Origin of the sequence: Mesorhizobium sp. M1A.F.Ca.IN.020.06.1.1 (assembly GCF_004023265.1) — a bacterium.
In the GTDB taxonomy this organism is placed as follows: domain Bacteria; phylum Pseudomonadota; class Alphaproteobacteria; order Rhizobiales; family Rhizobiaceae; genus Mesorhizobium.
This window is the reverse complement of the sequence record NZ_RZSR01000054.1, coordinates 1-12520: the sequence shown is the minus strand read 5'-3', so window position 1 is coordinate 12520 and position 12520 is coordinate 1. Positions and strand designations below refer to the sequence as shown.

Sequence of the window (12520 nt, the reverse complement as noted above, 5' to 3'; positions counted from 1 at the left end):
GCCACGGTCCCGGCGTATGTTTCGCTGCTTCGGTCACGGTGTTCTCCATCTATCGCGGTATCGGGCTTGCGGATCACGCCGCTTCCTTCTTTTCGGCTTCCATGCGGTCGAGCAGCGTCAAGGCGCTGTCGGCATGGGATTTGGCGAGGATCAGGCTGCTCTCGGTCGGGACGAGGTTGCAGAGCCGGTCGGTCTGCCAGTGCTCGATCCAGCCCTTAAGGTCGGTCAGGTGCTGGCGGAGGGCGGCGGAGCGCGACATCACGCGTCGCCAATCGTTAGGCCGAACGGCACGACGCCATCGACGATGGACCGCCAGTGAGCGATGACATCAGGATGGGCGACGTCCCACTTGCCCTGCAAATTCTTGGCGGCTTCGGCCTGGAGGGCGTCCCATGTGCGCTGTGAGACGGCCGTGAACCTTTCGCCGTACTGCGGGTAGAGAAGGTCGTCGAAGTTCTGGAAACGGGCACCGGTCTTGCCGATGCTGGGAGCGCCCCAAGCGCGAGCGAACTCCCAGAGGATTGCGCCGGCCTGGTAGCCGGTGACACCGCCGTGTTCATGCTTGTTGCAGGCCCAGGCAGTTGCGGCGGCGATCGATCCTATGGCGACGCAAATCGTGCCATAATCGTGCTGCCGCCCCATGACATCGGCGATGAACGCCGGCAACTCGGCGAGCGTCACGGTCTTGATCTTCGGCGCCAGCTCGTTGCGGAGATCGGCTTCGGTGTTTGGCTCGTCAGTCATGGGTCACTCCCAAGCGCGCGTCGTGGTCGGCGGCGCAGTTGTCGTTGAAATCCTGGATGGCTTCGGCTTCGGTGCGGCCCCAGCCGTAGTTGCCGGCCTCTTCCTCGCCCTCGTAGTGGGCGCACCAGTCGTAATCCCGGACCGGGATGGGCGGGTTCATGTGCGAGGTGACGATCTTGCGGTCGGGCATGTCACCGGCCCTCCGCCTTGGCGATCGCCTCACGGGCGACCCTCATCCGCTTGATAGCGTCGCCATGGCCAGAGCAGACGATGCGGATTTCATCGCCCCAGTAGGACGCGTCGGCATCGCAAAGCGCCTTCAACGCCGCCAGCATGTCTGGCGCCGCGGCGATCAGGCGGGCGTTCGGTTCGGCCATTTCGGCGAGGAACGGGAGGGGCCTGCTGTCACCGCCGTTGCGAACGGACATGCTGCTCGGGTTCGACATCGTGTAGAGGTCGCAAATGGTCGAGCCAAAGTCCGACGTCACGTAGGGCCCGTGATGCTCGTTGCCCGGCACGTAGCCCCAAGGCCCAGGTGTGTGCTTTGCCTCGCTCATGCCACGGCCCTCCGGCAGTCGCGCAGCGCGCGCTGCTCGAGCTCTTCCTCATCGCGCCAGATGCCGAATGAGGCATAGGCGCCGGACAGCGCGATAGCGGCCTTGCGGTTCAGCGGGACGATTGTGTCGAGAGCGACCGGCCGCTGGTTGGCGCACCAAGCAGGCAGCGCCTCGTCGAGCGCGGCCCTGATGCCGGTACCGCGGTTGAGCGCCAGCGGGAGATCGACGGTTCGAGCTGCGGAAAAATTGCTCGTCGTCCAGAACGCGGCGCGGCCGGAAGCGATGGCCTCGATGGCGCTGGCGCGGAGATCGTCGTAACCGTTGCCGTAGACGTCGATCGCATCGTTGAGCCGACGGCGGGTCGCCATGGCCTCGTCGATCGGTGTCGGGATGGCGAAAGTGTGCGCGTTCATTGGCCACCTGCCTTGGCGCGCTCGGCCAGCATGGCGTTGGCGTATCGATACGCATTCGCCGCCAGGTTTGCAGCGTCGGGCCAGTCTCTCTCGTCCCGCTCACAGACGGCGAACATGCCTGCTATCGCCTGCCCGGCGAACCAGTCCTGAAGCGTCATACCGGGGCAGGTAATCTGGCTGTTATCCGGCAGCGTCCACTCGGCAGGGAACGCCGGACCGCCAACCTTCTCAAAGATCGCCAGCGACTGCTCCGTGGTCATCGGGGCAGCCGCGCCGTTGTTCGGGGTCGTGCTCATGCCCGCACCTTCGCGCCGAGCTTGCGAACGAGTTCGACACGGGCGTTCTTGCGATCCACCCAGATACCGCCCTGCTTCTTGACGCGAACCCCGTTCCAAACGTGGGTGAGATCGGCAGAGCCAGTTTCGTTGACGCGGTAGAGCGCGCCGTCGAGGGTCTCGATGATGGTCGGTGCCGGTGTCGCGCTCATTTTGGCGCGTCCGCATGGCTGGCCTGCCGGCGCTCAAGCGCCATCAGTGCGCGGATCTCGGTATTGACCCGCTTGCGACGCTCGATCTCACCGCGAAGTGCGGCCTTGAACGCGTCGAGACTTGCGCGCAGGTTCTTCTCGACGTCAGTGAAGCAGGCTCCGCCGAAGCGAACCGTAGCGCTGTTGTCCGGACGATCCGGACCCATGCCGCCCGGCGCGTAGATCATCGGGACGGCGTACGCGAGGACGATCTGACGCTCGACCTTGTTGAGCGTGACCATGGCGCTGTACGGCTCGCCGTTCTTGTCTCGAACCAACCGGGCTCTCATCGCGGCACATCCATCATCAGCGGGATGAGAGCGACGGCGCATACCAGCGCGCAGGTGGCGCGGGGGTGCTCGGCCAGCCAGTTGCAGACGTGATCGAGGACGGTATCGACCGACTCGACGGCCGCGACGGGGCGGCGATGCCCGTGCGGGGTCGACTGGGAAAGGATCAGCTCCGCAGGATCGATCTGCAGGGCACGCGCCAGCGATCCGATCTTGTCGGTGCGGACCGAGTGCTTTTTGCCGATCAGGATATCGTTCACGAAACTGCGCTCGAGGTCGCCGCGACGGGCAGCTTCGAACGGGTTAATCCCCAACTCGTTCAAGCGGCTGGCAACGACCTGACGCAGCGCGCCGTGTCGCGATTTACAGGCAGAGGTCGGACTGGTTTGCGTGGGCATTGGTGTCTCCTATGCCCTCAATCCTATGCAAAACGCATAATACCCGTCAAGCACAAAATATGCGAAACGCATAAAATCGTTATGCAGCCGGTCGGCCTCGCGCGCGCAAGCGCTAACCTCGATTCGTAGAGCTGTGACGTAGAGGCTGCGTCAGCAGCCTGTCTGATACGTAGCGGGACACATCAACGGTGAAGGTAGAGGGACACAGAATCGCAGCGTGAAATCACGATTCGTCTAACGTAGAGCTCTACGATGAAGGTTAGAGATAATCTCCAACCGAGCGCGCGGGAGCACGCGCGGATAAACCGCGCGCTCCGACGTGGTCAACCACCCTCTGGAAATTATTCTTTGCTGACAGCGTAGACGACGCGACCGACGACTCGCACGGTGTCGTCCTCTCCGCCATCGATAGGGATGGGTTCTTGGAACCGCGGATCATCCGATTCGGGAAGCAACCAGATCTTCCCGCCGTCATCGCGCCAGAGCGTCTTGACCGTGGCTTCCCGCATGCCGTCGGCGCGCTCGCGCTCAACGATGTACCTTCGCCCAAGCTCTAGTTGTGCGCCGGTTTCGATGAGATCGGTGAACACAAGCACGGTCTTCTCCGGATAGCGCTTGTTCATGGAAGGGCCGCGCGTCTCGGCGGCGTGCAGCCCGAACGCTCTAAGCGCCGGATCATCCGGAACCGGGACCGAATACACCTCGTCGTCGGACCATTCCCAAGTTTCGGCCCACGCTCCAGCTTGCACAAAGCCTTTCACCTGGACCATGCGAGGCTCAAGCGTCTCGCTCGTCACCGCCCTTTGCGTAGGGCCGGCTCCGCGACCCTCCAGCAGCCAATCGAGCGAAACCTTGTAGCGCCGCGCGTATTTTGCGGCGGCTTCGGGCCGGATCCCGCGCGAAGCGTTCTCATGTGCTGCATAGGTCGGATAGGCAACGCCAAGCGCAGCAGCTGCCTCGGCCGCATCGGTAAATCCAGCGGCTCGGCGAGCGATCTGTAAGCGTTCTGCGACTTGGTCTTTTGTCATGAGCCTATGCAAATCGCAGATTTCGCTATGCAATGGGCATTGACAGTTAGTATGCGTTTTGCATAGCTTATTCACCATGACCGACAGTGATTTCGATTCCGGCCGGGTGAAGGCATTCCGAGAAGCGCGTGGCTTGAGCCAGCAGCAGCTCGCCGCCGAGATCGGCGTTGACCAGGCCACGGTGTCCCGCATCGAGAACGGTGCGGAGCCGAGCAAGCCGGTCCGTCGGTTGCTGTCGATGATGATGGCAGGTGACCAGGCATCAGAGGTGCCCGGCAATGCAGCTGAGGCCGCAGAATGACCTCAGTGGCCGCCCTTCGCCAGGCTGACGCGCCCTTCGGCAAGGAGTTTGCGGAAGGTGTCGTTGCTCATCACGAAGTGGGCAACCGGCTCGGCTGCGGACTTTCGTTCCCCGTCCGCCGTCGAGAAACCGACAAGATGCACGACGCCGTCGTCGATAACGACTTTGATGTCGCGGAAAAACAGTGCTGGTTTCATGATCTCGACGCCCTGACGCGCTGGCCCCAAAGCAGGCAGCATCAGCACCGGATAGGCCGGTCCGAAATTCTCGTTTCCGTGAATTGCACACGTTCTGTGCAGGATAGTTTCCAAGCGGTTTCACTGCTTGGCGCGGCCAACGCGCCGGCCCTCCGAAACCAGGTTCCGGAATGTCTTTGCGGGCATCGCTATGCGGGCCTGCAGTCTGGCCTGATGCTCCTGTCCGCCGAGCGGCGGCAGTTCGGTCCAAAGGAGCAGCCGAACGATATTTTCCTCGACGACCTGAATAGCGAACCCGGTCACGAAGAGACTGGGGAGCGGTTCCGGCTCGGTAAGCTTCGGCATTTCGCCGTGGCCGTCGGTCTTCATTTTTCGCATTCCTCGACTTCAAGTTCGCGCGCTGTGTCACCTGTCCCGCGCGAGCGCCGGCTGCCCAAGGCCGGCATGGTGGGCCCCTCGCCTTGGCAACCTGGCTTGGTGGCCCACCCCTCTTTCCGTTCCGCTTGTTCATCGCAGTCTCCGCATTCCGTCGCTGGAAATGGAGATAGCAATGAACGACTCCAGTCGCGTGGAATCTTGCTCCAAGAACGCGGAATCGCGTTCCCCGGGCCAGAAGGGTCGCCGTATGATGTCTAGCGTTTCGGCGGCCCACGAGCTCACCCGCGGCCTTGGCGATCTTCTGGCGCCAGATTCACCCTGTAAGGTGAAGCTGGACCGTCTGTATCGCGAGCTCACGAAACGCTTGCCGAAGATCACGCGTCGCCGTGTGCGGGCGTTGTTCTTTGCGGAAGTGGCCCGCATCGATTACGAGGAAATGCTCGCGCTGAAAGAGCTGCGGGCCGAAGAGGAGCTAAAAGGTGCGAGACGCCAATTCGCCGCCAGCGCGATCGTTCTGGCCTCTCATTATGCCGAGATCGGTTCGACGGTGGATCGCGACGCGCTGCTTGAAATGGGCAGACGCCACGGCTCGATGGATCTATCCGGAAATGGGAGAGGCTCTCGATGAGCGATCTCCCAAACTGGAAGACGATCCCAGCAGCTGATCGCGACCAGCTTCTTCGCGATTTTTGCGCGAAGGGTTTCAGCGCCGCCAAAATCGCCGGCAAGTTCGCTGAGGCCAGTCGCAGCGCGGTCATCGGCCGGGCTTACAGGCTGAAGCTGCACCTCAACGGCAGCGCGGAACGGAAGGGCAAGACCGGCCGGCCGAAGAAGGATGCTTCACCACGGGCGAAGGTGGCGAAGCCAAAGGCGAAGAAGCAATCGCCTCGGGTCGCCGAAGCCACGTCGTGGCGCGGTGCCAATAACCCTCACCATGCTGATATCAAGGCGCGCGCCGAGCAGCGCGCCGCCTCCCCCGGATTGCCGGCACATCTCGTCGCCGGCGAGGCGAGCAAGCCGATCGAGACGCCTGACGTCGGCGTTCCAGCCCCGCGCAACCTGAAGCTCGTCGAGCTCACCGAACGCACCTGCAAATGGCCGCACGGCGATCCTCAGGCGGAGAACTTCGCTTTTTGCGGGAACGATGCCGCCGAAAGCGGGCCGTACTGCAAATACCACTCCCGCCTAGCCTTCATTCCCGCAACCGTCCGTCAACGCGCCAGCCTCCGCTCGGCAGAAAGGATGGGCTGACGTGACTGTAAAAGGCGAAACCTCTCCTCAAAAGCTAAACCTCGTGGGCCAGCGCTACGGCCGATTGGTAGTCGTCCGAGAAGGACCGCGAGCCGCCTGCGGCGTGATCAGGTGGCACTGCGTATGCGATTGCGGCGGTGTGTCGCTTAGCTCGACAGGGAATCTGCGCAAGAAGTCTGGCGGTGCCAAATCCTGCGGCTGCTTGCAAAAAGAACGTACGGCCAAGGCGGGTACCAAGGACTATCGCTTCGGGACGCCTCGTGCTGACCTGTCCCTCCTACTCATCTGGAGGGCGATGAAGCAGCGGTGCTCTTCTCCTCGATGCAAGTCTTACCACAACTACGGTGGACGCGGGATCACCGTCTGTGACCGATGGCCGATCGGTGAGAACGGCATGACCGGTTTCGAATGCTTTGTCCAGGATATGGGGCCAAAGCCATCCCCGGAGCATTCAATCGACCGCATCGACAACGACGGCAACTACGAGCCACGCAACTGTCGCTGGGCAACCTCGTCCGAACAGAAGCGAAATCAACGCCGCAACCTTCCGGCCGCGAAGGAGGCGGCTTGATATGGCTAAAATCCATACCGGCCAGAATACCGCGACCGACCAAGAAGCCAGTTCGTTTGTGGCTGAGATGGATCGCGTTGAACAAGACCGCGAAAATCGGCTTCACCAACTCGAAGTTGAACACAAAGCAAAGAAGCTGGCCGTCAACCAGTCCTGCAACGCCGAGATCAAGGCGCAGCTCGAGGACGCGAAGAAGGTCGGCCTCGCCAAAGGCACGCTCAAGCTGATCGTCAACGAGAACAAGGCGCTTCGCAAGGCTCAGGAGACGCTCGATCGCCGGCAGGAGCTCGCCAACGATCGCGTCAATGAACTGGAAAGCGCAGAGCGTGATCGAGCCGTCGCCATCATCAAAGCGCTGGGCGATGACTTCGCCGGCTTTGGCCTCGGCGCCGCAGCTGTGGAGCGCGACGCAGCCAAGCCCGCCGACGGCACGGATCCGATTGCGGCGGCGGCCGCGAAAGCCTGGGCAGGCGAGAAGAGCGGAAAGCCGAACTGACCATCCGAATTCTGGGCGGGTTGCCGGTGACTGCAGCGGAATCAAATGCGGAGTGAACCGGACGCACTTCTGCCTACGCGACAAGGGGCAGAGATGGAACGCGGCATCGATCTATGCGTGACCAGGCCGGCAGAGCAGCGGCCGCTCCTTCCAGAGGATCGCCCCGATGCTGATCACCGGTTTGGACATCGCTTCGACAAGCGGCGTCTCTTTCGTCGAGCCGTCGCGGCCGTCTTCGACATGGCATTGCCTTGCCATCGAGGCCGAGGGTGACGGCGCCTGGGCGAAAATCGACGACTTCGATTGCGCGCTGCGGCCGCTGCTCGCCGACCGGCGCCCCGACCTGGCCGTGATTGAGCGGCCGCTCGGCGTCGTAGTCGACTACGGCGGCGGTGATCAGTCAGGCGGCGACCGCCGCATGATCAACGCGACGACCACGATCACGCTTGCCGCCCTCGCCGGCGCCGCGATCGGGATCCTGAACAGCCTCGGCATCCCCTGGGTGATGATCGCCGACAAGACATGGCGCACGGCCTACTACGGCAAAGGGTTCAAGCCGGCCGTCAACTGGAAGGTGTCGGCCGTCGAGGCCGCCGAGCGCCAGGGCATCATCCTGCCACCATCGAAGAAGGCCGCGCACGACGCCGCTGAGGCCGTCGGGATCGCGGTGGCATGGCGGTCCGCGAACTTCATCCCGGTTCGGCATCAAAAGGCGTTCATGGACCTCCGGCTCGGCAACGGGAGGGCAGTGGCATGAGGGCGCCCCCATCCAACAGCCGCGAGCGCGGTTACCACTCGCTCGGTAAGGCACTGTCGACCGGCCTGCTCATCGCAGCGATCGCCTTCGTGATCTTCGCTGCATGCGGAGGCTTGGTGCACAAATGATGCGCGTCCTCGTGTGCTCCCCAAATCCAACGGTCTCCATCAACATCGAGGCCGTGCTCGCCGCGGCCGACATCGAATGCGAAATCGAGCCAGAGCCACAAGCGTTCGGCTCTCTCCTTTTCCGCGACCCCGACACAATCGGCATATTTCTCGCGCTTTGGCCTGGAAGCGCGGCCAAGATGTGCAGGGAATGGCGGATCGCGGATGTCCGCAACCCCCTTTTCGCCCTCGTCGACGAGCAATCCATCATTGTGGGGCCATCGGCGCTTGCCGCGGCTCTGAACGCCGGGGCCGATGACGCACAACCCTGGCCGATCAACGGCGCCGAACTGGTGGCCCGGCTTTTCGCCCTGCAGCGCCGCCAGCGCGATGGCAACCCCTCAATCATCCAATTGCCCGGCTGTGTCCTGCGGCCCTCCACTGGCGAGTTGGTTGGCGATACCGCCAAGATCCATCTCACCCATCAAGAAACCGTGCTGCTCACCGCCCTTGCGGCGCGCCCCGGCCTCATTGTCACAAAAGCGATGTGCATGCTCGCGCTCTACAACGGGCGCGACGAAGCGCACGTCAAGATCGTCGACGTCTTCGTCTGCAAGCTTCGCAAGAAGATCGCTGCAGCCACCGGCGGCCTCGATGTGATCGAGACAGTCTGGGGCCAGGGTTTCCGCTTCATCCCGGACGGATATGCGCCGTCGTTCAGCCAGTTCGGTCAGCGGGTGCCGGGATGAGCCGGCCGGTCCGCGACATCGTGGCGGAGTGCCTCAGGCGCGAGCGCTACGGCCTTATACGGCCGCTCTGGGCCGACGCCGACGACGACAGCCGGGAGGAGGTCCGGCGCCGCGCCGATCACCTGATCCGGCTGCTTTCCGACTATGGCGTTGACCTAGTCCAGCGCGATGTCACGCCGCCGGCACCACTGACAAGCCAGACCATCATCGCAAACCAGGTCGTGGGCCAGTCCGACACGATGCGCGAGGTCCGCGCAGTCGACGGCAAGTTCGCCATCGTCGCCATCAAGGCCGGATCGGAGACCGTCGAGCAGGCCTTCACCCTGAATGAGGCCATGCTCAACGAGGCCCTGGTGCTCGCCGGCGATCCAGCCGCGAAGACCATCAAGGATCTCGGCAGGCAGCTGGCCGCGACGGCCGCCATTTACCGGCTGAACGCCGCCGGTCTCGGAGGCGGCAAGTGACAGGCCTGCTCTCCACCGCCTCCCGCGCACTCGAAGAGATGGTCGACAGCACCGCCGACTGGGCGGTCGAGCTTTTGCGTCGCACAGCCGCCGAGATGAGCCATGCGCTCGACCGGGACGCGATGCGCGACGTCGAGGGCGCCGCGGAATGGCGAAACCTCTCCAGTTCAAGGAATCGAAATGCCTAAGAAAATGCTCGTTGCCGATCTGCTTTGCGGCGCCGGAGGCTCGTCGACCGGCGCGCAGCGTGCGCTTTCTGAGCTCGGGCTCGGCATGGAGTTGGTCTGCGTCAATCACTGGCCAGTGGCGATCGACACCCATCAGCGCAACCATCCCGAGGCGCGCCACTACGTGCAGGACATCGCGACGGTCCGGCCGCACCTCCTCGTGCCGGAAGGCTACCTTGACCTGCTGATGGCCTCCCCAACGTGCACGCATCATTCGGTTGCTCGCGGCGGCAAGCCGACCAGCGACCAGCAGCGCAGTGACCCCTGGCATATCGTCACCTGGCTGACCGAGCTGCGCGTGAAGCGCCTGATCATAGAGAATGTCTGGGAGTTCTGCGGTTGGGGCCCGGTCGATCCGAAGACCGGCAAGCCGATTGCCTCCCGAAAGGGCGAATACTTCCACGCCTGGATTGAGACGATCAGGCGACTGGGCTTTGAGCCGGAGTGGCGCAAACTCAATGCCGCAGACTATGGGGACGCCACGACTCGCCAGCGGTTCATCCTCATGGCACGTTCAGACGGCCGGAAGGTCTGCTGGCCGATGCCGACGCATCGGCGCCGCGACGAAGCAAGCGCTGATCTCTTCGACGCCGCCAAACCCTGGCGCCCAGCGCGCGAGATCATCGACTGGTCGATCAAGGGCAAGTCGATATTCAACCGCAAGAAGCCGTTGGCGCCGAAGACGCTGGCCAGGATTTACGCCGGCGCGGTGAAGTTCGGCTGGCCGGAGCCGTTCCTGGTGATCCTGCGCCAGCACATGGACGGCCAGAGCCTGGACGGTCCGCTGCCGACCGTCGCTGCGCTCGGAAACCATATCGGTTTGGCCGAACCGGTGGTCGTTCGATCGAACATGCACGGCCGCAAATCGCCTAGCGCGCGTGGTGCCCAGTATCCCTTGCCGACAATCACCACCGACGGCGGTCTGGCATTTGCCGAAGCCGTTATCATGAACGGCCGCAAAGGTAACCAGGCGAAGGCGGTATCGACAGAGCCGGTCCCGACGCTCGATACGAAGGGCGGTGTTTGGCTAGCCCAGCCGCTGGTTCTTTCACAGCATAACAGCGGTGCGCCGCGGACTGTGGCGGAGCCGCTGCCGACGATCACAACCGGCGGTGCGGCAACGGAACAGCGCCCCGGCTGCGCCCGACCGATGCTGATCGAGCCGTTCCTCATGTCTCGCCACGCCGAGGGCGCTCCCCGCACCGTGGACGAGCCAACACCGACCCAGGTCGCAAAGCACTCTCACCTGCTGATCTCGCCTTATTACGGCTCCGGGTCGGGCGAGACGTGCACGAGCGGCGAAGACCCGTTGCCGACTGCCACCGCCAAGGCTCGATTCGGGATGGTCGTGCCGATCACGCATTCGGACGGCAGCAACCGAGCGCGCGATGTCGACGCCGATCCTCTCCCGACGCTTACGACGGCTAACCGCGGCGAGCTTGCCTTCATCACAGCGCAGCATGGCGAGCGCGAAGGTCAGGCGCCTCAGGTTCATGACATCGATAACCGACGCCGACCATCGCGGCGACGGGCCATGTCGACCTCGTCGAAGCGACGTCCGAGTACGACATCCTCTTCCGTATGCTCGAACCGCACGAGCTGGCCGCCGCCATGGGCTTCAACACCGACGAAGCCGAATACGAATTCGCCGGCACCAAGACCGAGAAGATCAAGCAGATCGGCAACGCCGTCTCGGTCGCCAAGATGAAGGCCTGTGTCAGCGCCATCATGGCCGACGCGGCGCCGAAAACCCGGATGCCAGCCCCACAAGAATATCGGGAAGCCGCAGAATGACCGCCTACCTCGATTTCCTCCGCGCCAAGATGAAGGTCGCCGAAGCGACCGGCTTCGAGGTCGACGACGCCGACATCAACCCGGATCTCGCGCCTCATTGCCGCGCCATCGTCAGATGGGCGATAGCCGGCGGCCGTCGGGCCATCTTCGCCGCCTTCGGTCTTCACAAGACATCGATCCAGTTGGAGCTGATGCGCCTGATTGGCGCTCATGTCGGCGGCCGGCGTCTCATCGTGCTGCCGCTGGGCGTCCGGCATGAGTTCTTTTCGGAAGCCAAAGAGCGCTTCCGCGGCCGGTGCGCGATCTCGCTCAAATTCATCCGGAGCAATGACGAGATCGACGGCGACGAGCCGATCTATGTCGCGAACTATGAGAGCGTCCGCGACGGCAAGATCGATCCGGCGCTCTTCACTGCGGCCTCTCTCGACGAAGCCGCCATCCTTCGCGGCTACGGCACCAAGACGTTTCAGGTCTTCCTGCCGCTGTTCGAAGGCCTCGCCTATAAGTTCGTCGCCACCGCGACGCCCTCGCCGAATCGCACCAAGGAACTGATCCACTATGCCGGCTTCCTCGAGGTGATGGACACCGGCCAGGCGCTGACCCGCTTCTTCCAGCGCAATAGCGAGAAGGCCAACGAGCTCACCCTCTACCCGCACAAAACTGATGAGTTCTGGCTTTGGGTGAACAGCTGGGCGGTCTTCCTGCAATCGCCGGCCGACCTCGGCTTCCCGGATGACGGCTATGCTCTCCCGGAAATGAAGGTGACCTGGCATGAGGTCCAGACCAACCACGGCGCCGCCGGCTTCGATCGCGACGGCCAGGGCCTGCTCATCAACGACCCGGGCGCCAGCGTCATTCATGCGGCACGCGAGAAGCGGGTCAGCATGGATGCGCGGGTCAACAAGATGCTCGACCTGATCGGCGAGGCGCCCGACGAGCACCGGATCCTGTGGCACCATCTCGAAGACGAGCGCCGTGCGATCGAAGCGACAGTGCCTGAGGTCCGGTCGATCTTCGGCAACCAGGACCTCGAGGTGAATGAGCAGAACGCCATCGACTTCAAGGAAGGCCTGTTTCGCGACCTTGCGACAAAGCCGGAAATGAGCGGCGCCGGCTGCAATTTCCAGAAGCATTGCGCCTGGGCGATCTTCCTCGGCATCGACGCCAAGTTTCACGACTTCATTCAGGCCATCTATCGGATCGTCCGCTTTGGCCAGAGCCGAGCTTGCAGGATCGACATCATCTATTCCGAGGCGGAGCGCGGCACACGCC

The 12520-nt window shown here is 63.3% G+C and carries 22 protein-coding genes and 2 pseudogenes; 12 read left to right on the top strand and 12 right to left on the bottom strand.

Annotated elements, in window-relative coordinates:
• Positions 1-73 precede the first annotated feature (73 nt).
• The 10 genes from EOA60_RS04590 to EOA60_RS04545 form a co-directional block, all read right to left on the bottom strand.
• Positions 74-259, bottom strand: coding sequence for a hypothetical protein (locus EOA60_RS04590; RefSeq protein WP_127334864.1), 186 nt, complete (start codon positions 257-259; stop codon positions 74-76).
• Entirely contained in the window at positions 259-744 is a 486-nt protein-coding gene (locus EOA60_RS04585) for a hypothetical protein (RefSeq protein ID WP_127334865.1), read from the bottom strand. Before EOA60_RS04585 ends, EOA60_RS04590 begins: the two co-directional genes overlap by 1 nt.
• Complete coding sequence (locus EOA60_RS04580; protein ID WP_127334866.1) at positions 737-934, bottom strand: hypothetical protein; 198 nt, start codon at positions 932-934, stop codon at positions 737-739. The genes EOA60_RS04585 and EOA60_RS04580 overlap by 8 nt, the downstream gene beginning before the upstream one ends.
• Before the next feature lies 1 nt (position 935).
• Positions 936-1301 (bottom strand): hypothetical protein, encoded by a 366-nt coding sequence (locus EOA60_RS04575; protein WP_127334867.1) that lies wholly within the window; start codon positions 1299-1301, stop codon positions 936-938.
• Positions 1298-1714: a hypothetical protein gene (locus EOA60_RS04570; RefSeq protein WP_127334868.1), complete on the bottom strand. Its 417-nt coding sequence runs from the start codon at positions 1712-1714 to the stop codon at positions 1298-1300. The genes EOA60_RS04575 and EOA60_RS04570 overlap by 4 nt, the downstream gene beginning before the upstream one ends.
• Complete coding sequence (locus EOA60_RS04565; RefSeq protein WP_127334869.1) at positions 1711-2010, bottom strand: hypothetical protein; 300 nt, start codon at positions 2008-2010, stop codon at positions 1711-1713. The genes EOA60_RS04570 and EOA60_RS04565 overlap by 4 nt, the downstream gene beginning before the upstream one ends.
• Positions 2007-2201 carry a hypothetical protein gene (locus EOA60_RS04560; protein WP_127334870.1) on the bottom strand — a complete coding sequence of 65 codons (195 nt, stop codon included), beginning with the start codon at positions 2199-2201 and terminating at the stop codon, positions 2007-2009. The genes EOA60_RS04565 and EOA60_RS04560 overlap by 4 nt, the downstream gene beginning before the upstream one ends.
• The gene (locus EOA60_RS04555) at positions 2198-2518 is read right to left on the bottom strand and encodes a hypothetical protein (RefSeq protein WP_127334871.1); all 321 of its coding nucleotides are present in this window, start codon (positions 2516-2518) and stop codon (positions 2198-2200) included. Before EOA60_RS04555 ends, EOA60_RS04560 begins: the two co-directional genes overlap by 4 nt.
• 8 nt (positions 2519-2526) lie before the next feature.
• Complete coding sequence (locus EOA60_RS04550; protein ID WP_127334872.1) at positions 2527-2928, bottom strand: helix-turn-helix transcriptional regulator; 402 nt, start codon at positions 2926-2928, stop codon at positions 2527-2529.
• A 341-nt stretch (positions 2929-3269) separates the two neighbouring features.
• The gene (locus EOA60_RS04545; protein WP_164748171.1) at positions 3270-3989 is read right to left on the bottom strand and encodes a S24 family peptidase; all 720 of its coding nucleotides are present in this window, start codon (positions 3987-3989) and stop codon (positions 3270-3272) included.
• A gap of 43 nt (positions 3990-4032) precedes the next feature.
• On the opposite strand from EOA60_RS04545, the gene EOA60_RS04540 reads away from it, so the two are divergent.
• The gene (locus EOA60_RS04540) at positions 4033-4257 is read left to right on the top strand and encodes a helix-turn-helix transcriptional regulator (RefSeq protein WP_127216204.1); all 225 of its coding nucleotides are present in this window, start codon (positions 4033-4035) and stop codon (positions 4255-4257) included.
• A gap of 2 nt (positions 4258-4259) precedes the next feature.
• On the opposite strand, the gene EOA60_RS04535 is transcribed toward EOA60_RS04540, so the two are convergent.
• Positions 4260-4568, bottom strand: a complete 309-nt coding sequence (locus EOA60_RS04535) for a hypothetical protein (protein ID WP_127334874.1) — start codon at positions 4566-4568, stop codon at positions 4260-4262.
• Positions 4569-4574: 6 nt separating this feature from the next.
• Positions 4575-4823, bottom strand: coding sequence for a hypothetical protein (locus EOA60_RS04530; protein WP_127216202.1), 249 nt, complete (start codon positions 4821-4823; stop codon positions 4575-4577).
• 181 nt (positions 4824-5004) lie between these two features.
• On the opposite strand from EOA60_RS04530, the gene EOA60_RS04525 reads away from it, so the two are divergent.
• From EOA60_RS04525 to EOA60_RS04485, 11 genes and pseudogenes are all read left to right on the top strand, one after another.
• The gene (locus EOA60_RS04525; RefSeq protein ID WP_127334875.1) at positions 5005-5460 is read left to right on the top strand and encodes a hypothetical protein; all 456 of its coding nucleotides are present in this window, start codon (positions 5005-5007) and stop codon (positions 5458-5460) included.
• Complete coding sequence (locus EOA60_RS04520; protein ID WP_127334876.1) at positions 5457-6083, top strand: GcrA family cell cycle regulator; 627 nt, start codon at positions 5457-5459, stop codon at positions 6081-6083. The genes EOA60_RS04525 and EOA60_RS04520 overlap by 4 nt, the downstream gene beginning before the upstream one ends.
• A 394-nt stretch (positions 6084-6477) precedes the next feature.
• Entirely contained in the window at positions 6478-6654 is a 177-nt protein-coding gene (locus EOA60_RS37365; RefSeq protein WP_164748173.1) for a hypothetical protein, read from the top strand.
• Position 6655: 1 nt separating this feature from the next.
• On the top strand, positions 6656-7150 hold the full coding sequence (locus EOA60_RS04515; protein WP_128311096.1) for a hypothetical protein: 495 nt from the start codon (positions 6656-6658) through the stop codon (positions 7148-7150).
• A gap of 166 nt (positions 7151-7316) precedes the next feature.
• On the top strand, positions 7317-7907 hold the full coding sequence (locus EOA60_RS04510) for a hypothetical protein (protein WP_127335633.1): 591 nt from the start codon (positions 7317-7319) through the stop codon (positions 7905-7907).
• Positions 7904-8035, top strand: coding sequence for a hypothetical protein (locus EOA60_RS39595; protein ID WP_281060388.1), 132 nt, complete (start codon positions 7904-7906; stop codon positions 8033-8035). The genes EOA60_RS04510 and EOA60_RS39595 overlap by 4 nt, the downstream gene beginning before the upstream one ends.
• Positions 8032-8763, top strand: coding sequence for a response regulator transcription factor (locus EOA60_RS04505; RefSeq protein WP_164748419.1), 732 nt, complete (start codon positions 8032-8034; stop codon positions 8761-8763). The genes EOA60_RS39595 and EOA60_RS04505 overlap by 4 nt, the downstream gene beginning before the upstream one ends.
• A complete protein-coding gene (locus tag EOA60_RS04500) occupies positions 8760-9227 on the top strand; it encodes a hypothetical protein (protein WP_127335635.1) in 468 nt (155 codons plus the stop codon). Before EOA60_RS04505 ends, EOA60_RS04500 begins: the two co-directional genes overlap by 4 nt.
• The gene (locus tag EOA60_RS04495) at positions 9224-9415 is read left to right on the top strand and encodes a hypothetical protein (RefSeq protein WP_127335636.1); all 192 of its coding nucleotides are present in this window, start codon (positions 9224-9226) and stop codon (positions 9413-9415) included. Before EOA60_RS04500 ends, EOA60_RS04495 begins: the two co-directional genes overlap by 4 nt.
• Positions 9408-11248: pseudogene (locus tag EOA60_RS04490) on the top strand (DNA cytosine methyltransferase). Before EOA60_RS04495 ends, EOA60_RS04490 begins: the two are co-directional and overlap by 8 nt.
• Positions 11245-12520, top strand: a pseudogene (locus EOA60_RS04485) (DNA methylase N-4); the annotation flags it as partial. The pseudogenes EOA60_RS04490 and EOA60_RS04485, both read left to right, overlap by 4 nt.